Consider the following 20,001-nt stretch of genomic DNA (forward strand, 5'->3'; position numbering starts at 1 on the left):
CAACCGTCAGGACGGGAGCCACGTCCGCCAGGTGGCCTCGTTCTCCTTCACCCAGCGGCCCGCCGCCTCCTGCGGTGACAGCTTCTGGTCCGCGATCATCAGGGCGACGTCGTTCTGCATGTCGGTCGTCCACCTGAACTTCTTCAGGAAGGCGGCCGCGTCGCCTCCGCCGTCCGCGAAGCGGGCGTTGAGGAACTTCTGCAGCGGCGTGTGCGGGTACGCGCAGGCCACCTTCTCCGGGTCCGCGTCGCAGCCCTCCTTGTAGGCGGGCAGCTTCACCTCCGTCATCGGGACCTTCTCGAACAGCCACTGGGGTTTGTACCAGTAGCTCAGGAACGGCTTCTTCTCCTTGGCGAACTGCTTGATCTGGGTGATCTGCGCCGCCTCCGAGCCGGCGAACACGACCTGGTAGTCGAGATCCAGGCTGTTCACGAGCGCCTTGTCGTTCGTCACGTAGGACGGGGAGCCGTCGAGGAGCTGGCCCTTGCCGCCGCTCTCCGCGGTGCGGAACTCTTCGGCGTACTTGTTCAGGTTCTTCCAGTCGGTGACGTCCGGGTGCTGCTCGGCGAAGTACGTCGGCACGTACCAGCCGATGTGGCCGGTCACCCCGAGATCGCCACCTCGCCTGATCGTGCCCTTGTCGTCGATGTACCGCTTCTCCTGCTCCGGGTGGCCCCAGTCCTCCAGGATGGCGTCGACCCGGCCCTGGCTGAGCGCGTCCCAGGCGGGTACCTCGTCGATCTGCACCGTGTCCACCCGGTAGCCGAGCTCGTGCTCCAGGAGGTACTGGGCGACGGCGACGTTGGCCTGCGCGCCCACCCACGACTGTACGGAGAGTGTCACCGTACGGGAGCCCTTCGCGTCGGCGTACGGGGAGGACTGGCGGGTCATGTCGGCGGCGCCGCAGCCGGTGAGGCCCACCGCCAGGGCGGCGGCCGTGACGAGGGCGGCGATGCGTGTGCGAGCCATCTCAGGCCCCCTTTCCCGCGAGGTCGCGGCGTTCCGTCGGCTGGGTGACGCGGTCGAGCATCAGGCCGAGGCAGACGATCGCCGCGCCGGCCACCAGTCCGGTCGCCAGGTCGCCCTGGGCGAGGCCGAAGACCGCGTCGTAGCCGAGCGCTCCACCGCCGACGAGGCCGCCGATGACGACGACAGCGAGGACGAGTACCACGCCCTGGTTGACGGCGAGCAGCAACGCGGGGCGTGCCAGCGGAAGTTGGACCTGGAACAGCTGCTGCCGCCCGGTCGCGCCCAGGGAGCGCGAGGACTCCATGGCGGCCTGGTCCACCGCGCGTACGCCCTGGGCGGTGATCCGTACGACCGCGGGCAGTGCGTAGACGACGGCGGCCGCGACCGCCGGGGCACGGCCCACGCCGAACAGGGCGACCACGGGGATCAGGTACACGAACTGCGGCATCGTCTGGAAGACGTCGAGCACCGGTCGCAGCGCGCGTCCCAGGCGAGTGCTGCGGGCGGCGGCGACCCCGAGTGCGACGCCGAGCAACAGCGTCACGGCGACGGCGGCCAGGACCTGGGACAGGGTGTCGAGCGCCGGGTCCCAGACGCCCAGCACGCCGATCGCGGCCATCGCGAGGACGGCGGTCGCGGCGGTGCGCCAGGTACCGATGAGCAGGGCGAGGACGCCCACGGTCAGCAGGACCGCCCACCAGGGCAGCCACTGCAGGCCGTCGCGCAGGGGGTTGAGGACCCATGTGGTGAACCACCCCGCCCAGTCGGCGGTTCCGCCGATGACGGGCACGCCGGAGTAGAGGTGGGCGGTCATCCAGTCGACCGCCCCGTTGACGGGCTCGGCGATGTCGACCGTCCACGCGTCGGGCCAGGAGAGCCGGTCGGACAGCCGGCCGGCGACGGCGACGACGGCGGTCGCCGCGAGGGCGACGGCCCAGCCGAGCCGGGACCTGTGGGCCGGAGCCGTACCGATCCGCTCTCCGGCCGCGGCGGTGACCCGGTCCAGGACGATGGCGAGCAGCACGATGGGCACGCCGGCGGCGAGCGCGGCACCGACGTCGACGGAGGCCAGCGCCTGGTAGACGCGGTCACCGAGACCGCCCGCTCCGATGACGGACGCGATCACGGCCATGCCGAGCGCCATCATGATCGACTGGTTCACGCCGAGCAGGAGCTCCTTGCGGGCCAGCGGGAGGCGGGCCGTGAGCAGCCGCTGCCTGCCGGTGGCGCCGAGGGACGCGGCAGCCTCCATGACACCGGCGTCCGCGCCGCGCAGCCCGAGCGCGGTGAGCCGGGCCATGGGCGGGGCGGCGTAGACGACCGTCGCGAGGACGGCCGCGGGCACGCCGATGCCGAAGACGAGGACGACGGGCAGGAGGTACGCGAAGGCGGGCAGCACCTGCATGGTGTCGAGGACCGGCCGAAGGACCCGGTCCATGCGGGCCGAGAGGCCGGCGGCCAGGCCGAGGAGACCGCCGAGGAGCACGGACGCGGCGACGGCGACGACCATCAGGGCGAGCGTCTGCATGGTGGGCACCCACATGCCGAGCAGCCCGCAGGCGCCGAAGGCGGCGACGGAGGTCAACGCGAGTCGGACGCCCGCGACCCGCCAGGCCAGCAGCCCGGCGGCGGCGGTGACGCCGGCCCAGCCGAGGGCGAGCAGCAGCAGGTACACGGCGCGGACGGACACGACCACGACGTTGCTGACGTGTCCGAGGAAGTAGAGGAAGAGGGGGTGGCCGTCGCGGTTGTCGATGATCCAGTCGCTGGTGCGCCCGAGCGGACCGGACAGATCGACGGCGAGCGACGCGGGCCAGCTGCCGCCGCCCAGAAGCACGGCGCCGAGGACGAGAGCCAGGGCCGCGCCGAGGCCGACGCCGATCAGCCGGACGCGGTGGCGCGCGAAAGCGCGCAGCGCACCGGGCGCGGTGTCGGCGGCGGCTGTGGGGCGAGGAGGAGCGGGGGTGACGGTGGCGGTCATCGGCCCCACCGACCCGTGGCGTCGGGGGCGGTTGCGCCGTACGGCGACGGCCGGGTGGCGGCACCGGTCGTGGTGGCACGCCGCGGCCAGGTCAGGCCATCCGTCGTGTCGCCACGCCGCAGCCAGGTCACCGTGTCCGTCGCGGGGGCTCCCGTCGTGCCGCCCGGCGGCGGCCAGGTCGTATGGGCGTACATCAGGCCACCGCCTTCCGCGACGCGGCCGGGACCCCGGCGACGACACCGAGGAGTCCCGCGTGGTCGACCACACCGAGGCAGCGGCCGTCCTCGACGACCCGCGCGTTCACGCCCGCACGGGCGACGGCCTCGATGGCCTCGTGGACGGTGGCGCTCGGGGCGAGCGCGGGGCCGGTCTCGCGCTCGTCGGCGAGCGCGGGGCGCATCGCCGAGCGGACGGTGAGCACCTGCTCGCGCGGCACGTCCCGGACGAAGTCCCTGACGTACTCGTCGGCGGGGGAACCCACGATCTCCTCCGGCGTGCCGAGCTGCACGATCCGGCCGTCGCGCATCAGCGCGATGCGGTCGCCGAGCCTCAACGCCTCGCTGAGGTCGTGCGTGATGAAGACCATCGTGCGTCCCTCCTCCCGGTGCAGACGGATGACCTCCTCCTGCATGTCCCGGCGGATGAGCGGGTCGAGCGCGCTGAACGGCTCGTCGAACAGCAGGACTTCGGGGTCGGCGGCGAGCGCGCGGGCGAGCCCGACCCGCTGCTGCTGGCCGCCGGACAACTGGCTCGGCCTGCGGTGCTCCATGCCGTCCAGGCCGACCTTGGTGACGAACTCGGCTGCACGCTCGCGTCGTTCGCCGCGCCTCACACCCTGGATCTCGAGCCCGTACGCGATGTTGTCGAGCACCGTCCGGTGCGGCAGCAGCCCGAAGTGCTGGAAGACCATCGCGGCCCGGTGCCGGCGCAGCTCGCGGAGCCGGCCGCTGTCCATGGACAGCACGTCCTCGCCGTCGATGGAGATCGTGCCCGAGGTCGGCTCGATGAGCCGGGTCAGGCAGCGGACGAGCGTCGACTTGCCCGAGCCCGAGAGGCCCATGACGACGAAGACCTCGCCCTTGCGTACGTCGAAGGAGACGTCTCGGACGGCGGCGGTGCAGCCTGTGCGCTCGCGCAGCTCGGCAGCGCCGAGCGCGGCGAGTTCCTTGTCGGCGGGCACGCGGTCGGCCTTCGGACCGAAGACCTTCCACAGTTCGCGGACGGAGAAGACGGGTTCGGCGGTGTCCTGCGTCAGGTCGTTCATCGTCGGGTGCCTCCCAGCAGGTCGACGCATTTCTCGCCGACCATGAGGACGCCGATCATCGGGTTGACGGCGGTCATGGTCGGGAAGACGGACGCGTCGGCGATCCGAATGTTGTCGAGCCCGCGGATCCTCAGATCGGGTGCGACGACGGCGAGTTCGTCGTCGACGGAGCCCATCCGGCAGGTGCCGGCCGGGTGGTAGACGGTGTGCGCGACATGGCGGGCGTACGCGCTGAGTTCCTCGTCGGAGGTCACCTCGGGCCCCGGGCAGACCTCGCGCTTCAGCCAGCCGGCCAGTGGTTCGCTCGCGGCGATCCGACGGGCGATGCGGATGCCGTCGACGAGGGTCCGGCCGTCGTAGTCGTCTTCGTCGGTGAAGTACCGGAAGTCGAGTGCGGGCTTGACCTCGGGGTCGGCGCTCGTCAGGTAGAGCCGGCCGCGGCTGCGCGGCTTGGGGATGTTCGGGGTCATCGACACGCCGTGCGCGGGCCGTTCGTAGCCGATCCGCTCCGGGTTGTCGGTGAAGGGGATCTGGTAGAAGTGGAACATCAGGTCCGGCCCCTCGGCCTCCGGGTCGCGGCGGACGAACAGCCCGGCGTCGGAGTCCATCGCGGAGTTCTCGGGGATGGGGCCGTGCGTCTCCCACACGATGACCGACTCGGGGTGGTCGAGCAGGTTCTCTCCGACGCCCGGCAGGTCGTGTACGACGGGGATGCCGAGCTTCTCCAGGTCGGCGCGCGGCCCGATGCCGGAGTGCAGCAGCAGGCGCGGGGTGTCCACGGCCCCGGCGCACACCAGGACCTCGCGTCGGGCGCGTACGACGTGCTCCGCGCCCTCCTTGGTGCGGATGTGCACGCCGCTGGCACGGGTGCCTTCTAGCTCAAGGCGGAACGCCCAGGTCTCCAGGGCGATGTGCAGGTTCGGCCGGTCGAGGAAGGGGTGCAGGTAGGCGACCGAGGCGGAGGACCGTTTGTTGTTCTCGGGGTGGTAGGCGAGGTCGAAGAAGCCGACGCCCTCGTGGAAGGGCTGCCGGTTGAAGCCCTCGACGCGGGGAACGCCGAGCGCGGTCTGCGCCGCGTCGACGAAGTCCCGGGCTATCGCGTTCCGGTCGGCCTCGTCGACGGGGACGATGTTGTTGCGCAGCCGGGCGAAGTACGGATCCATGGCCGCCGCGTCCCACCCCTCGGCGCCGGCCTCGGCCCACTCGTCCCAGTCGGAGGGCAGTGGCTTGAACGCGATGAGGGTGTTGTGCGAGGAGCAGCCGCCCAGGACCCGCGCACGGCTGTGCCGGATGTACGAGTTGCCGCGGGGCTGCTCGGTGGTGGGGTAGTCGTAGTCCAGCTCGCCGCCGAGCAGGCCCATCCAGCGGCGCAGGGTGAGGACGTCGTCGCGGCCGACGTCGCTGGGGCCGCCCTCGATGACGGCGACGGTGACGTCAGGGTCCTCGGTCAGCCGGGAGGCGATCACGGAACCGGCGGTGCCGCCGCCGACGACGACGTAGTCGTACACGTGCTGGTCGTTCATGCCTGGTCCTTCTCCGTCGTGCCCGCGAACCAGCGCACGGGGCGCGGAGCGAGGTTCTGGTAGATGTGCTTGGCCTCGCGGTATTCGGCGAGGCCGCTGGGGCCCAGTTCGCGGCCGATGCCGGACTTTCCGAAGCCGCCCCATTCCGCCTGTGGCAGGTAGGGGTGGAAGTCGTTGATCCAGACGGTGCCGTGGCGCAGCCGGGCGGCGACCCGCCGGGCGCGGTCTTCGTCGGAGGTCCACACCGCGCCGGCGAGGCCGTACTCGGTGTCGTTGGCGAGGGCGACGGCCTCTTCCTCGGTGCGGAAGGTCTCCACGGTGAGGACGGGGCCGAAGATCTCCTCGCGGACGACCCGCATGCCGCGGTGGCACCGGTCGAGGACGGTCGGCCGGTAGAAGTAGCCGGGGCCGGCGGGCCTCTCGCCGCCCGCACGCAGGACCGCGCCCTCGCCGAGGGCGGAGGCCACGTACTCCTCGGTCCTCGCCACCTGGGCCGCGGAGACCAGCGGCCCGCACTCGACGCCCTCGTCGGTGCCGCGGCCGAGGCGGATCAGTTCGGCCCGGCGGGCGAGCTCGGCGACGAAGCGCCCGCGCAGCGACTCCTCGACGATGAGGCGGGAGCCGGCGGAGCAGACCTGGCCGCTGTGGATGAAAGCGGCGTTGAGCGCCTGGTCGACGGCGGTGTCGAACTCCTCGGGCGTCGAACAGGCGTCGGCGAAGACGACGTTGGGGTTCTTGCCGCCCAGTTCGAGGGCGACCTTCTTCACGCTGTCGGCGGCCGCCTTGGCGACCTTCGTGCCGCTGACGAGACCACCCGTGAACGAGACGAGGTCGACATCGGGATGCTCGGCGAGCCGGGCACCGACGGTGTGACCGGGGCCGGTGACGATGTTGGCCGCGCCGAGGGGCAGTCCGGCCTCCAGGAGCAGTTCGACCAGTACGACGGTGCTCAGCGGGGTGATCTCGCTGGGCTTGATCACGAACGTGTTGCCGGCGGCCAGGGCGGGCGCGATCTTCCAACTCGCCTGGAGCAGCGGATAGTTCCACGGCGTGATCAGGGCGCACACGCCGACGGGCTCCTGCACGACGACACTGCGGATGTCGTCCGAACCCGCGTCGACGACCCGTCCACCGTCCTCCTTCTCCACGAGGTCGGCGAAGTAGAGGAAGGCGTCGCGGACGCAGTCGACGTCGACGCGGCCCTCCTCCAGGGTCTTGCCCGCGTCCTGGCTCTCCAGGGCGCCGATCCGCTCGCGGTCGCGCTCCAGCAGGTCGGCGACCCGCCGCAGCAGGGCGGCCCGATCGGCGACCGGCGTACGCGGCCAGGAACCGTCGTCGAACGCGGCGCGCGCCGCGGTCACGGCGTCGTCGGTGTCCTGGACACCGCCCTCCGCGACGACCGCGAAGGCGGTCGCGTCGACGGGGTCGATGATCTCGCGCGTGGCGCCGGACAGGGCTGCGCGCCACTCTCCGCCCACATGGATGGTCTGTTGTGCTGCCGTCACGTCGCGTATGGCCTTTCGTTCCTCTGAGTCCCCCTACCGGTAGCACCGGCGGTTCGGCCGCCTGCCCTGGCTTCTGGAATCCATGCGCGATGTGTTGCGGAGAGTGTTCTGACTCACGCTTGAAGTCGGTTCAAGTAGGGACATAGGGAACGGATTGCACGGAGGGCCCACTCGCTCCGGTGGAGTTGACGGCGGCCTCACAGGCCGTCGCGGGTGACGTCAGCGCACCCCAGGCCTCACCGACCGAGAGTTCAGCCTGTCGATTTTTATCTTTCTAAATGCAGAAACGCTACATTGCATTCACGAAGGCGACATCGATTCCATTGCACCAAGCGAACTATTAATACAGGTGAAATCGGGACTATCGATGCACCTACCCGGCCAGGTAGCCGTAGCGCCAGAGACTCTCACGTTGCAATGGGCTGTGCGTGGACGCTGTGCGTGGAGGAACGATCAGACGGATCGATCCGGCTCCGGTCACATCTTCGTGCGCCGCTCCGTCAGTGCTGTGAAGACGCCAACCCGGCCGAAGCACAAGCCGCATGACAAGTCGCGATACAAGTCGCAGTACAAGTCGCAGTACAAGGAGAGCAGCCATGACGAACACCTCTATCTCCCGGATGCCCGACCCCTCCGAGTTCGTGCCCGAGCTGAAGGACGTCAGTGCCGCCCTGTTCCGGGCGACGGGCAACCGCTCGGTGCCGCGCACCACGATGAGTCTGGTCCACCTGCGCGCCGGGCAGATCGTCGGCAACACCTACCTGACGATCCTGAACACCGGTTTCCTGCGCAAGGCCGGGGAGTCCGAGGCGCGCATCACGGCCGTCTCCTCCTGGCAGGACGCCCCGTACTTCACCGACGCCGAGCGCGCCGCCCTCGCTCTCGTGGAGGCCACCCTCCAGCCCGCCCCGCACGGCAGGGAGCGCGTCTCCGACGACCTGTACGCCGAGGTGGCCAGGCACTACGACGAGAAGGCCCTGGCCACCCTCACCATCGCGATCGGCCAGATCAACTTCTTCATCGCCCTGGCCGTCATCGGCAAGCCCCAGCCCGTCGACTCCCTCGCCGACCAGCAGTGGGACTGACCCCTGCCCGTCCCGTCCCCTCCATGCACGCGGGCGCCGGCGCAGTCGATGACGGCCCGCCCGGCCTGCCCGTCGCCGGTGCGTCACGGACTGCCGGTGCCCAGGTCCTGGCGGTCCGACGCAGGTGGAGGGCCTGGTGTCCTGGCCGGCCCGCCGCATCGCGCAGGGGATGATGGGGGCCGGAAAGACGGAACACGAGGTCAGGAGCTTCCATGGCGAAGCGGGTTCACCAGCCACGTGAGGACGCGGAGTTCGATTTCATCCTCAGGATGAGTGGAACCCCGGTCCTCGCGTACTTCACCGGGACATGGCCCAAGGCCATCGAGCCCTGCCGGGTGATGGACCTCGTCGTGGGTGGCATCGCCGACGAGTACGCGGGCCGCCTGACCGCCGTCCGAACCGACATCACGCGCTGCCCGGCGACAACCGAACGGTTCGGGATCACCGGAGCCCCGTCCTGCGTCCTGCTGAAGGAGGGGGAGGCGGTGGCCCACCGCGCGGGGCCTTTGACCACGGTCGAGCTCCGGGAGTTCCTGGAGGGCCACGTCTGAGACCCGATGCCTCCGCCGAACGCCACCAAGACCCACTCCGCTTGCCCCGAGCCGGAAGCCGCCACCCTCCGCGTCCGCGGCTTCGCCGACATGATGAGCAACCGCCGCGGCCAAGAACGGCCTGACTGGATCAACGGTGTCCTGCGCGACGGTCGGCCGGCCATCCGGGACTTCGTACAGGGGCTCCGGTACGACGAGAAGGCAGCCATCGCCGGCCTGTCCCTCCCCTGGGGATCGGGTCAGGTCGAAGACCAGGTGACGCGGGTGAAGCAGATCAAGCGCCAGGGCTACGGCCAGGCCGGCCTCGACTCCTCCGCGAACGGATACTCCTCATGGCGCGAGCCGGCTCTCGGCCACAAGATCCGGCGCCCGGCACGGTGGCCGACCCGGAGACCTGGCCGATCAGACGACGGATGCCCGCCGGGGATCGACCGGGTCGATCGCGTGCTCGTCGAAGAGGCTTTCAAGGGCCTCCAAACCGTCGTCCCGCCGGAAGTCCTTCTCAGCCCTGGTGATCGGCAGGAGCCACAGAATCCGGGCGTGGGCCCCACCCTTCCAGGTGCAGACCTCGAACTCGGGCCCCAGGGGATAAGGCAGGCTCACCAGGTAGTGATCACACGCCGAGTCGTCCAGCCACGGCCGACCGATGGGGACGGTGTGTCCGACGTCGAGTCGTTGCTGAACAGGCCCGCAGTGGTAGTACGCGTTCATGGTGACGCTCTCCAGATTGACCCACTCGTCACGCGGTGCGGCGAGGAAGAACTCCGTCCCGTGACCATCGTGCTGCGTTGCCTCCCAGCAGCCCGACGTCACGTAAAGCCACCAGTCCCCCGGATGGGCGGGGTGGATCCGGAAGATCCGGAACCCGGGCGCGCGGTCCTCGATCGGCCCCTCCACCCCGGCGACCTCGTCGATGACGCGGCCAGGAAGAGTGCTGCGAAGGTGGTCGAGCAGAGCGGTACGTGCTGCGGCGTTCGGCATCCGATCATGATGCTTCCAGACCCTCGAAGCTCGTCAGCTGGGGTGCGGCCCCGCCGACGCGCCCGATCGCACCGATTGCGACAGACCCGAAGAACGTACTCAAGCCCAGGCGCTTCAGCGGAAGGCGTTGACGTTTTCCGAAGCCCATTGCCGGAAGGGGCGGGCGGGAGTTCCGGTGATCCGTGCAACCGTGTCGCGCACCATCAGCAGCTCGTCGTTCACGTCTCCGCCCGTGACGTCGAGAACGGCTTCCGCGGCTTCCGGGCCGAAGACCGCGGCCATGTGTGCGTGGGCTTCCTGACGGCTGATCTCGGCGAAGGGAACCTCCCGGTCCAGTGCTTCCGCGATGGCCTCGGCCTGTTGCCGGGCGGTCACCTGCTCGGGACCGGTCAAGGCATACGTGCGTCCGTGGTGGCCGGGCTCGGTCAGTGCCACCCGTGCCACCGCCGCGATGTCCGCAGGATGGATGGTTGGCAGCGCGGTCTCGGCGTACGGTGCGCGGACGGTCTCGTGGCCACGGATAGAGTCGGCCCACATCAGCGCGTTCGAGGCGAACTGCGTCGGTCGCAGGATTGTCCAGGCCATGCCGCTTGCCTTGAGTAGTTGCTCCACCGCCAAGTTCTCGCCGGCGGGGTCGAGGTGCGGGTGGGTCTGGACGGTGATGGACGACACCAGCACGACGTGCTCCACACCCGCCTGCAGGGCGGCTTCGAGTATGTCGGCGTCCGGGCCCAGACGTGACACGAGAAACAGCGAACGCACCCCTTGCAACGCGGGCTTCAAGGAAGCCGGCTCCATGAAGTCGCCCTCCACGGCCTCAACCCCGTCGGGAAGGACGGCCCGTACAGCATCGCGCGTGAGCCCCCTCAGCGGCCCGACACCGCGTGCGTGCAGCTCCTTCAGCAGGGCACTGCCTATGTTTCCGGTAGCTCCGGTCACGAGGATCATGGGTGTATCTTCCCGTCATCAGATGATCAAGTAGGCAACACACTAGAACCTCAACCAAGCTTCAGGTCAAGGAGCGTCCGGCCACTCCCACGGGCTGGGCCCGTACATCCGTACGCGACCAGGTCTGCCGTCAGATCTCACGCCCGCACCAGCGCCAGTGAGGGTAGCGGCTGCTTTGCAGGATGGATCCGGACTCGGTCTTGTCCTTGCGGGCCGCGACCTGTGCCGAGGGGCGAAGGCCAGGCCTGCCCGTACGGCCGTTGGGGCGGGTGCGGACACCCGCCCCGATCACCGCAGGAGGAGCACATGTCCCGCCCATACCCGGAGTTCATCCCCGGCGCTGGAGCGAGCCTGGCAACAAGAAGCGTTCTTGAGGGCGAGAGCCGGATTCGCTGGGTCCATCGCAAGCCGTCCCGGCAGCCGGCCGACAATGGCTGGCGCATCCTGGGCGACACCGACACGGGTGACTACCTGCCGAACCCGAAGAACTGGAGGCCCGTCGACCTCAACGAGCTCTGCGCCATCGAACCGGCCCTCATCGGCAGCTACGACTTTCCGGTCGGGGCGGACCTCCAGATCGTCCGTGAGGGCCGTGGCGTGTTGATCGTCGACACCAAGTCGGGCCGCGAGGCCCCCCGGAGCGCCCCCTACGTCCCGCCGCAGCACCGGGCGGGCCAGGAGGGTTGATCGGCCATGGGACACGTTCCGGCCCGTCCGCCATCCGCGCGCCCACGAGGTCCTGCCGCCTGATGTCATGCCCACACCTGGAGCGGTGCAAGGGTGACGGCAGCCTTGCAGGACTGGGCAGTCCAGGGGGCGCCCTCAAATGATCTTGCGCGGTGGATCACAGGGGCGTGATACGTCGTCATGAACTGTCCGATGCCGAGAGGGAGTTCGTTCGTCCGTGTTGCTGCCCGAGTCGTTGCGGGGGCGGAAGCGGCTGGACGACCGCAGTGTCCTGAACGGGATCGTGTGGTGGTTCCGGACCGGAACGGCGTGGCGGGACGTGTCGGAGCGTTTCGGGCGGCGGGCCACGCTCCACACCCGTTTCCGCAGGCGGGCGGCGGACGGGGCGCTCGACCGGATGCTGCGGGCGGCCCAGACGAAGGCGAACGCGGCGAGCGGCCTCGACTGGCTGGTGCCAGTCGCCTCCACCACCTCCCGGGCCCATCGGCACGCGGCCGGAGCCCAAAGAGGGGCTCCGCGACCCGGCCCGCGGCCGGTCCCGAGGCGGCCTGACCAGCAAGATCCGCCTGGCCGGTGACGGGCGGTGGCCGTCCGCTCGCATTCGTGGTGAAGGGCGGCAACACCCACGACTGCACTCAGTTCACCACCGTGATGCCACCGATACGAGTGCCCCGCATCGGACCCGGGCGGCCCCGGGTCCGGCCCGCTCACTCCCCTGCGGGAGGAGTACGCCCCACCGACGATCTGCCCGCCCCTGGTAGCCCGCATCCGTGCCGTACACGTCGACCCCCATGGCGCAGGGCCGTGGTCGCAGCGGGGAGTGGCCGAAACGGCGACATCGCCATGAGGAGCGCGATCGCCCGAGCAGTACGAGGTGCAGGGCGACAGAACGGAGAAGGACCTCTGGCAGCCGGCTTCGACTTGTTCGACTTGTGGGGGCGACTGGCACTGAGTCACGCGATCGGGTGCGAGTTGACGCGGGGTCGGAGGGAAACGCGCTCACCTCGCCTGACCACAAGAGCCCGTTGTGTACGGTGAATTCACTCCCGCTCACGTTGGTACGGCTGACTCCCGTGGGCGGCGACCCACGCCAGATGCACTGGTGACGAGATCGCCCAACGACTGCGGAAAGTTACCGACTGTGACAAATGGTGCTGCCGTCTCCGACTTCTACTGCAACCAGGCCTTGTCCGGCCGGGTGCCGATTGAGACGGTCGCGGAGACGGATCGAGCACTCGCCTTCCACCACACCAATCCGTCGTACCCGGTCCACATCGTGGTGATCCCCAAGGAGCACGTGCCGTCACTGACGGACCTCGGTAACGCCGATCCGGACCTGCTGAACGAGGTCGTCGGTCTGGTGCGCGAGGTCGCTGCCGAAGTCGAGCAGGAGCACGGATCGTGCACGGTGACCACGAACTTGGGGCTCTATCAGGAGTCCAAGCACATGCACTGGCATGTGGTCTTCCGGGGTGAGAACCCCGAGCAGATCTTCGACACCTACGGCCACCACGACGGCTGACGCAGGGCCTGCTGTGAAAGTAGATCTTGGTCGTGAATGATCACTTTCTGTGGGACGTGGGGATCCGGCGAATGGCCGGTGGGCCAGGCTGAGCCGTTGCTGCCGCAGGCCATCAAGGTGGGCCGTCCGCCGGTGTGGACTCGGCGACAGCTGATTGACGGCATAGGGGTGGCGGACCCGGACCGCCGCTCCGTGGCCGGAGGTGCCCGAGAGGTACGGCCAACGGGAGCGCATCTATGACCGCTTCCGGTGTTGGCAACGGGACGGCACCTGGGCCCGGATCGTCACCCAGCTCCAGGCACGGACGGACGCGAAGGGCTTGATCACCTGGGACGTGAACGTCGACTCGACCGTCTGCCGGGCCCATCAGCACGCCGCCGGGGCGGCGGAAGGAGGGCATCCCTGCGGACCGGGTCCGCAACAGGCGGAATCTCGGCTCCCTCGGCGGTCGGCCACCCATGTTCGCCCAGACCGATGACAAGCAGCGGCACGTGGTCGAATGCGGCATCAAACCAGCTCAAGCGCCACCGCGCAGTCGCCATCAGGTAGGACGAACTCGCCATCCCCCACGAAGCGACCGCGCTGGTCGCGGTCCTTAGCGAGTGACGGTGAAGACCTTCGGACTGATGCCCATAAGCAGCGGCTCTCAGGCTAGCCTCCGGTGCCATCATCGTGCAGAGCAGTACGGACCAGAGCGACGTCCACAGCGGGACGGGAGTACGGGGAGGGTCGAGGAGGGCGGAGAGGACGGGGAGGACGCATATAGTGCGTTGGCGGGCACGCCGATGTCGACGGCTCGGCCCTCCTGGACACTGCCGTCGCCCTCCGGCGCACGCTCGCCACCCGAGGGCGCCGCTCAGGGGTGATCCGTACCCGTGATCCGTACTACCGCACGCAGCTCAGGAGCCACCCATGCGCCACTTCGATGTCGATACGCTGACGCCGGGTCGGTGGCGCAACGGCGGCGGTGCTACCAGGGAGATCGCCTCCCGGTCGGCAGGCACCGAGGAGTTCGGATGGCGCGCGAGCGTCGCCGATATCGACCGGGACGGGCCGTTCTCGGCGTTTCCGGGAGTCGACCGGACACTCACCCTGCTGGCGGGCCATGGTGTCCGGCTGAGCTGCCCCGGGGTGTTCGAGCGGCTGCTGTCACGTGCGGGCGAGCCGTTCGCGTTCTCCGGCGACCTCGCGCTCTCGGCCGAACTCCCCAGTGGTCCCTGCCGGGTGCTCAACATCATGGTGCGGCGCGGTCGCTGGACGACTCGGGTGGAACGGGTCGCCGGTCGGGTTGTACCGCCGGTCGGGCACGCCGGGGTGTTCTACGTCCTGCGCGGCCGTTGGCAGACAGGCGAGGACGGACGTGTCCTGGCGTCCGGACAGGGCGTGTGGTGGGACGACGACAACCCGTCGGGCGAAGGAGTCACACCGCTCTCGCCCGACGCATCGGCACTGTGGGCGGACGTCACGCCGACGGAGTGACATCTGGTCAAGCAGCCGGCGCCGCCATCGGATGACCGTCATCGGACGGCTTCCATGGGACCGCGGCCCGATGGAAGCACTCGACTGGAGCAGGACGGTTCCCTGCGTGAAGGGCCTCAGGTCGCCGGACCGACCCGCATGGTCGACCCGGCGAATACCCGAACGGCACCCGCATCGACGTCCGGCACGACCGCCCATACCCCGCCGCCCAACTGCCCCAGTTCGACATGGACGAAGGCATACAGCAGTGTGAAGTCCGACACCACGCGCGCGCCGGCAGGAGAGTTGGCCACCGCCGAGCCGATGAAGTCAGCTACCGGCTGCTGCACACAGCTGCTCGACTCACCCACAGTGGACGCCGCCTCCCCATGTGGATCTCCGCCACCTGGCCTTGGGGCTCCCACCATGCCGACACGGCGAGAAGCAACCAACACCTCACGGGCTGACCCGCGATTGTTCTTGGGGCGTACTGGTCTGGGGGGGTTGGCGCGCTGATGGTGCAGCAAGCGCAGGGCTGGCCGTTACTCGTACCGGTATTTCAGCGAATCCGCCTCCGCATGCTCGATGTCAGCGATCGTCAGCTCCGGCATCCGCAGCTGCGCCAGCGTCACCTCGGCCGAAGTCGGCTGCGCGTCCGCCGGCAGCCACTGCTCCGGCTTCCAGGCCCCGCTGCGCAGGAGCGACTTGGGGCAGTGTGGGTAGACCTCCTCGATCCCCAGCACCAGCGCACTGGCAGGCGGTTTGCCCACGGCGGTCAGCTGCGACAGCAGGTCCGGGCGGGTGGAGACACAGGCCCGACCGTTCACCCTGAGCGTGGTGGTGCGCCCCGGGATGAAGAACAGCAGTCCAGCCCGTCCGGTGGCGATGACGTTCTGCAAGGTGTCCAGACGCTTGTTTCCGGTCGCGTCCGGTATCGCCACCGTCCGTTTGTCCAGTACGGCGACGAACCCGGCGGGGCCGCCGCGCGGGGAGACATCACAGTTGCCCTCGGCGTCCGCGCTGGCGACCAGGACCAGCGATGAGCAGCCGATCAACCGTTGGGTCTGATCGGTGAGTTCGGTCATCTGCTTGCGCATTGCCGTGTCCTTGGGGAATTCGTAGACACGGCGCAACGCCTCCTGGTCGGGCACGGCGTCGCGGCGGAGCGAGTCGAAGGCACTGCTGACAAGGGGTGTCGTCATGCCACCGACTTTAGTGGGCGGACCTTCGATCGATCTTGGCGGCCGGTGAGTGCGGGGACGGGGCGACCGCCTCGCACGTGGTCCACCCTGCTTCCGGTGCCACCTGCCGGCCACTGGCCTTCGTCCTCACCACCGGGCAGGCCGACGACGCCCCCGCCTTCGCGTGCCCCGACTGCGCGGACGGCACCGCACCAGGCCGACGGCGTTTCGGTGCTTCGGCGCTTCGGATGGGGCCGGTCCGACTGGTGACGCCACGCCGCGCCAGGCCGCCCGGCCGGCCTGGCTGACGACCTGCCGACCTGGCCGGCTGACCTGCGGGCCTCTTGTCCACCCACGTCCCGGAAGACTCGGAGCTCCTGGCCACAGCGTCGGGATCTCGGCGTGCCGGCAGCTGGAACCGACGTGGCCGCGGCCATCCATCCAACCGCGCGCCGCACCTCGCCAACCACAGCTGAAACACCGGGGCTAACGTTGACCCATGCCCAATAAGCCGTCGCGGATCGAACTGAGCCCGCTCACCCTCTCCGACCAGGACGAGTTCTGCGCCCTCGTGCGGGCCAGCTCCGAGCTGCATATGCCGTGGATGCAACTGCCCTCCACGGCCGATGAGTTCCAAGCCTGGATGCGTCGCTTCGACGACGGCGCAAACCAGGGCTTTCTGGTCCGTATCCGGGAGACCGGCGTGGCCGCCGGGACGGTCAACATCAACTCGATCATCCGGGGCCGCTACCAGGGCGCGTCCCTCGGCTATGCGGCCTTCGCCCCGTCCGCAGGGTCCGGTTACATGACCGAAGGGCTCGTCGCCACCCTGCAGTACGCCTTCACCGATCTGCGGCTCCACCGGCTGGAGGCCAGTATTCAGCCGGCGAACAAGGCATCCCTGGCGTTGGTCCAGCGGCTGGGCTTCCGCTACGAAGGGCTCTCGCCCGCCTACCTCTACATCGACGGGGCCTGGCGGGACCACGAGCGCTGGTCCATCACCGCACCACAGCCCTGGGCTCCCGATCCGTCCCTTCCCCGGGTCTGACTCCCGCCGATCTCGTCGCACCGGGCCGGGGGTCGAGTCGCCCTGCGCATAGACCTCTTGAACCCTTCGGCGCGCGCCCGGCCGCTTCCGGCACATGGTCGAGATCTTCTCCTGACGCATCGTTCACGTGTCGACAGGCAACCCACACCCCTTGGTTGCCGTCCTCCGGAGGCAAGAGAGGCACCAGGGAAGCCAGGCGCCCGAGAGACCGGAAGCCCGGAATCCCCGTCGGCGCGGTCCTCCTGCGCTCCTCGGTGTCCGACGAGACCGATCTTGAGGATGACCGTTTTGATACGTGCTACACGCGGCGTGGCCACGGCCACGGCGTTACTCGCGCTGGCGGCGGTGTCACCCGGGCCGGCGTACGCGCAGCAGTCACCGCCGTCTTCGCTGCCATCGTCACCGTCCCCGTCACCGGCTCCCGGAACAGCGCCGGCCGCGTCTTCCGGGAGCCGGGTCGGCAACCTCCAGCTCCCCGCGGGATGGAAGATCACCGGGGGCGGGGCCGGGCGGCAGCTGGTCTGGACGTCGCCCGACGCCGTACCCATGGGCGATGCCCGGGTCGAGTTCCACGCCGGCGACCGGCTGCTCGGCCGACCGGTGGCTCAACAGGACGGCCACTCCTTCCGGTTGCCCCTTCGTGACGTCCGGCTTGTCGAGGGGACCCAGTTGCGGGTGACGGCCGCCGGGCGCCGACTCGACGCGCCCGGGCCCGCCCGCTCCGCGCGCATCGATCCCGCCGCCCCCGCCGCTCTGCCGGAGGCCCCGCTTCCCGCGAACCGGGTGGATCCCGGAGTGCCGGGTCGCTACCGGACCGTCAGCGGCGAGTACGGTCTGAAGTCCGTGCGGCTGCCCGGCTTCCCCGAGCCCGTCGAGATGCGCGCCACGGTCGTGGGACCGGCCGACGCGCCGGGGAAGCGGCCCGTAGCCCTTTTCCTGCACGGCCGCCACGAGACCTGCTACACCCCTGGGTCCGACGAGGTGGTGGGCGCGTGGCCCTGCCCGGCGGGCTCTCGGCCGATACCGAGCCACGAGGGATATCTGCGGGCGCAGCGCCTCCTGGCCTCCCAGGGGTACGTGACGCTGTCCATATCGGCCAATGGCATCAACGGCCAGGACTACCGTGCCGAGGACGGCGGCGCCCAGGCCCGTTCCTCCCTGATACGGCTGCACCTCGCCCGCTGGGCCGACTGGTCCGCGAACCGGGCCTCCGCCCCGGCCGCCGTACGACGCGCCTCGGCCGCGGACCTCTCGCGCGTGCTGCTCGTCGGCCACTCCCGTGGCGGTGAGGGAGTCAACCGGGCCGCGCTCGACAGCCTCTCGCCGCCGCCCGCCGGCCAGGACGGCTACCGGGGACCCGTACGGTGGAAGATCCGTGGCACCGTCCCGATAGGGCCCACGATCTTCGGCAACAACCCGGCCCCTGACGTGCCCTCCATGACCATTCTGCCGGGCTGTGACGGCGACGTGTACGACCTCCAGGGCCAGAACTTCGTCGACGGCACACGCGGTGTCAGCCGAGGTGCCGCTCTGCACAGCGCGGTCTACGTGGTCGGCGCCAACCACAACTTCTTCAACAGCGAGTGGACCCCCGGGCAAGCACAGGCGCCTGCCATGGACGACTTCTCGTCCGACGACGGGGTCGACCCGGTCTGCTCCCCCGGCACGAAGACCCGCCTCACCGCCACGCAGCAGCAGGCCGCGGGCGCCACCTACATCGCGGCGGCCGCCCGGCTGTTCGTCGCCGGTGACGACCGAGTCCGGCCGCTCCTCGACGGCACCGGCCGCCGCGCCCCGTCGGCCGACCCTGCCCGGGCCCTCACCCACGCCGTCGGTGCGCACCGCACGCCGGCCTTCGTGCCGGGCTCCTCGGTCACCGTGTCCGGCAGCGGCGGCAGGCTCTGCGCCCAGGTCGACCCCGATCCCGCCCGCGCGTGCCTGTCCCCCGAGGCGGGCGGCATGTCACCCCACTTCGCTTCCTGGGAGGCCTCCCCCGAACCGGGCCGTGACGCCGTCGCACTGGAGTGGGCGACCCCCGGATCCCCGGTCGCGCTGCGCTCGGCCCGGCCGGTCTCCCTCGCGGGTTCCGACGCGCTGGCGCTTCGGTTGATCGTCCCGCCCAACAGCACGGGCACCGAGCTGGACGTCACCGTGACGGATTCCACCGGGCGCCGCGCACACCTGGGCCGTACCCGTGTCGACGGGCTGCCGGGCAGTGAGCGGACCGCCTCCTACTGGGCGCGCGAGATTCGTGTGCCGCTGTCGGCCGCTGCCCGGTCCGGCGTGGACCTGAAGCGGATCACTGCGCTGGAACTGACCCCCCGCAGCGGTTCGGGCCGCGCGTGGCTGATGGACGCGTGGGGCTGGCGCCCCGGCACTCCGGCCGTACGAGCGGCCGCCTTGGCCCGCGTCGACATCGGCCGCCTGACCGTCGCCGAAGGCGACTCCGGAGTCCGCACCTATCGTGTGCCGGTGCGGGTGTCAGGGCAGAGCAGCGGACAGGTCCGACTGTTCGTTCCCGCGCCGGACACGGGCGAGTTGACGTCCCGCACGGTGACGGTACGTCCGGGTCGGCACGACATCGACGTACCGGTCGCGGTACGGGGCAACACCCGCTTCGGCTATGACGTCCCGCACGACGCCTTCGTCAAGGCCGTGCGGGGCACTGCGGTCGGCTCGCACCGGGGTGGTGTGACCGTGCTGAACGACGACGCCATGCCCACGGTGAGCGTGACGCCCGTCGCGGCCGATGTGAGCGAGGGTTCCGCCCTGACCTGGCGGGTGACGCTGTCCGCGGCCGCCGACGCCGAGATCATGGGCGGCGTCGGCTTCCTGCCACCGGCCGGCGGTACGGAGCTGTCGACCGAGGACGTCGACCGGGCGTGGCTGGAGGAGCACCTCGGCGAGGTGCCCGCCACGGCTACGCCGCTCTCCCAGCTCGATCACGGGGGCCTGTACCTGGGCCTCTCCGTACCGGCCGGCGAGACGAGCGCCGAGGTGAGCGTGCCCACCGTCAAGGACGGTGTCAGTGAGACGGTGGAGTCCGTGCGCGCTCAGCTGACTACGTACGACGGCTCGTGGGAGCCCGTCCCTGGGCCGGAGTTCATCGGAACGGTGCGGGACGCGTCGTAGCGTGCCGCGCGCTGTGCCGTGATGAGCGGCGTTACGTGACACGACGTGACATGACACGGTCGGGGCCCCCTCCCATGGGGGCCTCGACTGCCGGAATGCGCGGCGCCCCGCAGCACCGCGCCTGCCGTACCGCGCTCCTCAGCCCCGCGCCCTGCGCCCTGCATCC

At 70.1% G+C, this 20,001-nt stretch carries 18 protein-coding genes; 9 read left to right on the plus strand and 9 right to left on the minus strand.

What is annotated here, in order from left to right:
* Positions 1 to 6: 6 nt before the first annotated feature.
* The 5 genes from OG514_RS33605 to OG514_RS33625 all read right to left on the minus strand — a co-directional run bounded on the left by OG514_RS33605 (position 7) and on the right by OG514_RS33625 (position 7,242).
* Positions 7 to 969 (minus strand): ABC transporter substrate-binding protein, encoded by a 963-nt coding sequence (locus OG514_RS33605; protein ID WP_266901241.1) that lies wholly within the window; start codon positions 967 to 969, stop codon positions 7 to 9.
* A gap of 1 nt (position 970) precedes the next feature.
* Positions 971 to 2,950, minus strand: a complete 1,980-nt coding sequence (locus OG514_RS33610; RefSeq protein WP_266901242.1) for a proline/glycine betaine ABC transporter permease — start codon at positions 2,948 to 2,950, stop codon at positions 971 to 973.
* Between the two features lie 193 nt (positions 2,951 to 3,143).
* On the minus strand, positions 3,144 to 4,214 hold the full coding sequence (locus OG514_RS33615) for a glycine betaine/L-proline ABC transporter ATP-binding protein (protein WP_266901243.1): 1,071 nt from the start codon (positions 4,212 to 4,214) through the stop codon (positions 3,144 to 3,146).
* Positions 4,211 to 5,737, minus strand: coding sequence for a GMC family oxidoreductase (locus OG514_RS33620; RefSeq protein ID WP_266901244.1), 1,527 nt, complete (start codon positions 5,735 to 5,737; stop codon positions 4,211 to 4,213). Before OG514_RS33620 ends, OG514_RS33615 begins: the two co-directional genes overlap by 4 nt.
* Entirely contained in the window at positions 5,734 to 7,242 is a 1,509-nt protein-coding gene (locus OG514_RS33625; RefSeq protein ID WP_266901245.1) for an aldehyde dehydrogenase family protein, read from the minus strand. The genes OG514_RS33620 and OG514_RS33625 overlap by 4 nt, the downstream gene beginning before the upstream one ends.
* A 596-nt stretch (positions 7,243 to 7,838) precedes the next feature.
* Here OG514_RS33625 and OG514_RS33630 point away from each other — a divergent pair.
* Complete coding sequence (locus OG514_RS33630) at positions 7,839 to 8,327, plus strand: carboxymuconolactone decarboxylase family protein (RefSeq protein WP_266901246.1); 489 nt, start codon at positions 7,839 to 7,841, stop codon at positions 8,325 to 8,327.
* A 212-nt stretch (positions 8,328 to 8,539) separates the two neighbouring features.
* Positions 8,540 to 8,878, plus strand: coding sequence for a co-chaperone YbbN (locus tag OG514_RS33635; RefSeq protein ID WP_266901247.1), 339 nt, complete (start codon positions 8,540 to 8,542; stop codon positions 8,876 to 8,878).
* Positions 8,879 to 9,280: 402 nt separating this feature from the next.
* Here the strand turns inward: OG514_RS33635 and OG514_RS33640 are convergent, their stop codons facing one another.
* Both OG514_RS33640 and OG514_RS33645 read right to left on the minus strand, forming a co-directional pair.
* Positions 9,281 to 9,859, minus strand: a complete 579-nt coding sequence (locus OG514_RS33640; RefSeq protein WP_266901248.1) for a suppressor of fused domain protein — start codon at positions 9,857 to 9,859, stop codon at positions 9,281 to 9,283.
* A gap of 114 nt (positions 9,860 to 9,973) precedes the next feature.
* Positions 9,974 to 10,807, minus strand: a complete 834-nt coding sequence (locus OG514_RS33645) for an NAD(P)H-binding protein (RefSeq protein ID WP_266901249.1) — start codon at positions 10,805 to 10,807, stop codon at positions 9,974 to 9,976.
* A gap of 306 nt (positions 10,808 to 11,113) precedes the next feature.
* Here OG514_RS33645 and OG514_RS33650 point away from each other — a divergent pair, with 306 nt between their 5' ends.
* The 5 genes from OG514_RS33650 (at position 11,114) to OG514_RS33665 (ending at position 14,495) form a co-directional block, all read left to right on the plus strand.
* Complete coding sequence (locus tag OG514_RS33650) at positions 11,114 to 11,494, plus strand: DUF2185 domain-containing protein (protein ID WP_266901250.1); 381 nt, start codon at positions 11,114 to 11,116, stop codon at positions 11,492 to 11,494.
* Between the two features lie 217 nt (positions 11,495 to 11,711).
* Positions 11,712 to 12,071: a transposase gene (locus OG514_RS39535; RefSeq protein WP_353962715.1), complete on the plus strand. Its 360-nt coding sequence runs from the start codon at positions 11,712 to 11,714 to the stop codon at positions 12,069 to 12,071.
* Positions 12,072 to 12,635: 564 nt separating this feature from the next.
* Positions 12,636 to 13,016, plus strand: coding sequence for an HIT family protein (locus OG514_RS33655; protein ID WP_266901251.1), 381 nt, complete (start codon positions 12,636 to 12,638; stop codon positions 13,014 to 13,016).
* A 202-nt stretch (positions 13,017 to 13,218) separates the two neighbouring features.
* Entirely contained in the window at positions 13,219 to 13,494 is a 276-nt protein-coding gene (locus OG514_RS33660; RefSeq protein WP_266901252.1) for a hypothetical protein, read from the plus strand.
* A 434-nt stretch (positions 13,495 to 13,928) separates the two neighbouring features.
* On the plus strand, positions 13,929 to 14,495 hold the full coding sequence (locus tag OG514_RS33665) for a HutD family protein (RefSeq protein ID WP_266901253.1): 567 nt from the start codon (positions 13,929 to 13,931) through the stop codon (positions 14,493 to 14,495).
* A gap of 116 nt (positions 14,496 to 14,611) precedes the next feature.
* On the opposite strand, the gene OG514_RS33670 is transcribed toward OG514_RS33665, so the two are convergent.
* Complete coding sequence (locus OG514_RS33670; RefSeq protein ID WP_266901254.1) at positions 14,612 to 14,824, minus strand: hypothetical protein; 213 nt, start codon at positions 14,822 to 14,824, stop codon at positions 14,612 to 14,614.
* 192 nt (positions 14,825 to 15,016) lie between these two features.
* The gene (locus OG514_RS33675) at positions 15,017 to 15,676 is read right to left on the minus strand and encodes an MSMEG_1061 family FMN-dependent PPOX-type flavoprotein (RefSeq protein WP_266901255.1); all 660 of its coding nucleotides are present in this window, start codon (positions 15,674 to 15,676) and stop codon (positions 15,017 to 15,019) included.
* Positions 15,677 to 16,154: 478 nt separating this feature from the next.
* Between OG514_RS33675 and OG514_RS33680 the strand changes: the two genes are divergently transcribed.
* Together OG514_RS33680 and OG514_RS33685 are read left to right on the plus strand one after the other, a co-directional pair.
* Positions 16,155 to 16,703, plus strand: a complete 549-nt coding sequence (locus OG514_RS33680; protein ID WP_266901256.1) for a GNAT family N-acetyltransferase — start codon at positions 16,155 to 16,157, stop codon at positions 16,701 to 16,703.
* A 279-nt stretch (positions 16,704 to 16,982) separates the two neighbouring features.
* Positions 16,983 to 19,835, plus strand: coding sequence for a hypothetical protein (locus OG514_RS33685; RefSeq protein WP_266901257.1), 2,853 nt, complete (start codon positions 16,983 to 16,985; stop codon positions 19,833 to 19,835).
* Positions 19,836 to 20,001 lie beyond the last annotated feature (166 nt).

It is taken from the genome of Streptomyces sp. NBC_00572 (assembly GCF_026341815.1).
Lineage (GTDB): Bacteria > Actinomycetota > Actinomycetes > Streptomycetales > Streptomycetaceae > Streptomyces.

Bases quoted from the DNA above. Each gene is read 5' to 3' on its own strand.
- OG514_RS33610 (WP_266901242.1), bottom strand. From the start codon at position 2,950: ATGACCGCCACCGTCACCCCCGCTCCTCCTCGCCCCACAGCCGCCGCC.
- OG514_RS33635 (WP_266901247.1), top strand. From the start codon at position 8,540: ATGGCGAAGCGGGTTCACCAGCCACGTGAGGACGCGGAGTTCGATTTC.
- OG514_RS33680 (WP_266901256.1), top strand. From the start codon at position 16,155: ATGCCCAATAAGCCGTCGCGGATCGAACTGAGCCCGCTCACCCTCTCC.
- OG514_RS33620 (WP_266901244.1), bottom strand. From the start codon at position 5,737: ATGAACGACCAGCACGTGTACGACTACGTCGTCGTCGGCGGCGGCACC.
- OG514_RS33665 (WP_266901253.1), top strand. From the start codon at position 13,929: ATGCGCCACTTCGATGTCGATACGCTGACGCCGGGTCGGTGGCGCAAC.
- OG514_RS33640 (WP_266901248.1), bottom strand. From the start codon at position 9,859: ATGCCGAACGCCGCAGCACGTACCGCTCTGCTCGACCACCTTCGCAGC.
- OG514_RS33630 (WP_266901246.1), top strand. From the start codon at position 7,839: ATGACGAACACCTCTATCTCCCGGATGCCCGACCCCTCCGAGTTCGTG.
- OG514_RS33645 (WP_266901249.1), bottom strand. From the start codon at position 10,807: ATGATCCTCGTGACCGGAGCTACCGGAAACATAGGCAGTGCCCTGCTG.
- OG514_RS33650 (WP_266901250.1), top strand. From the start codon at position 11,114: ATGTCCCGCCCATACCCGGAGTTCATCCCCGGCGCTGGAGCGAGCCTG.
- OG514_RS33605 (WP_266901241.1), bottom strand. From the start codon at position 969: ATGGCTCGCACACGCATCGCCGCCCTCGTCACGGCCGCCGCCCTGGCG.
- OG514_RS33675 (WP_266901255.1), bottom strand. From the start codon at position 15,676: ATGACGACACCCCTTGTCAGCAGTGCCTTCGACTCGCTCCGCCGCGAC.
- OG514_RS33615 (WP_266901243.1), bottom strand. From the start codon at position 4,214: ATGAACGACCTGACGCAGGACACCGCCGAACCCGTCTTCTCCGTCCGC.
- OG514_RS33685 (WP_266901257.1), top strand. From the start codon at position 16,983: ATGACCGTTTTGATACGTGCTACACGCGGCGTGGCCACGGCCACGGCG.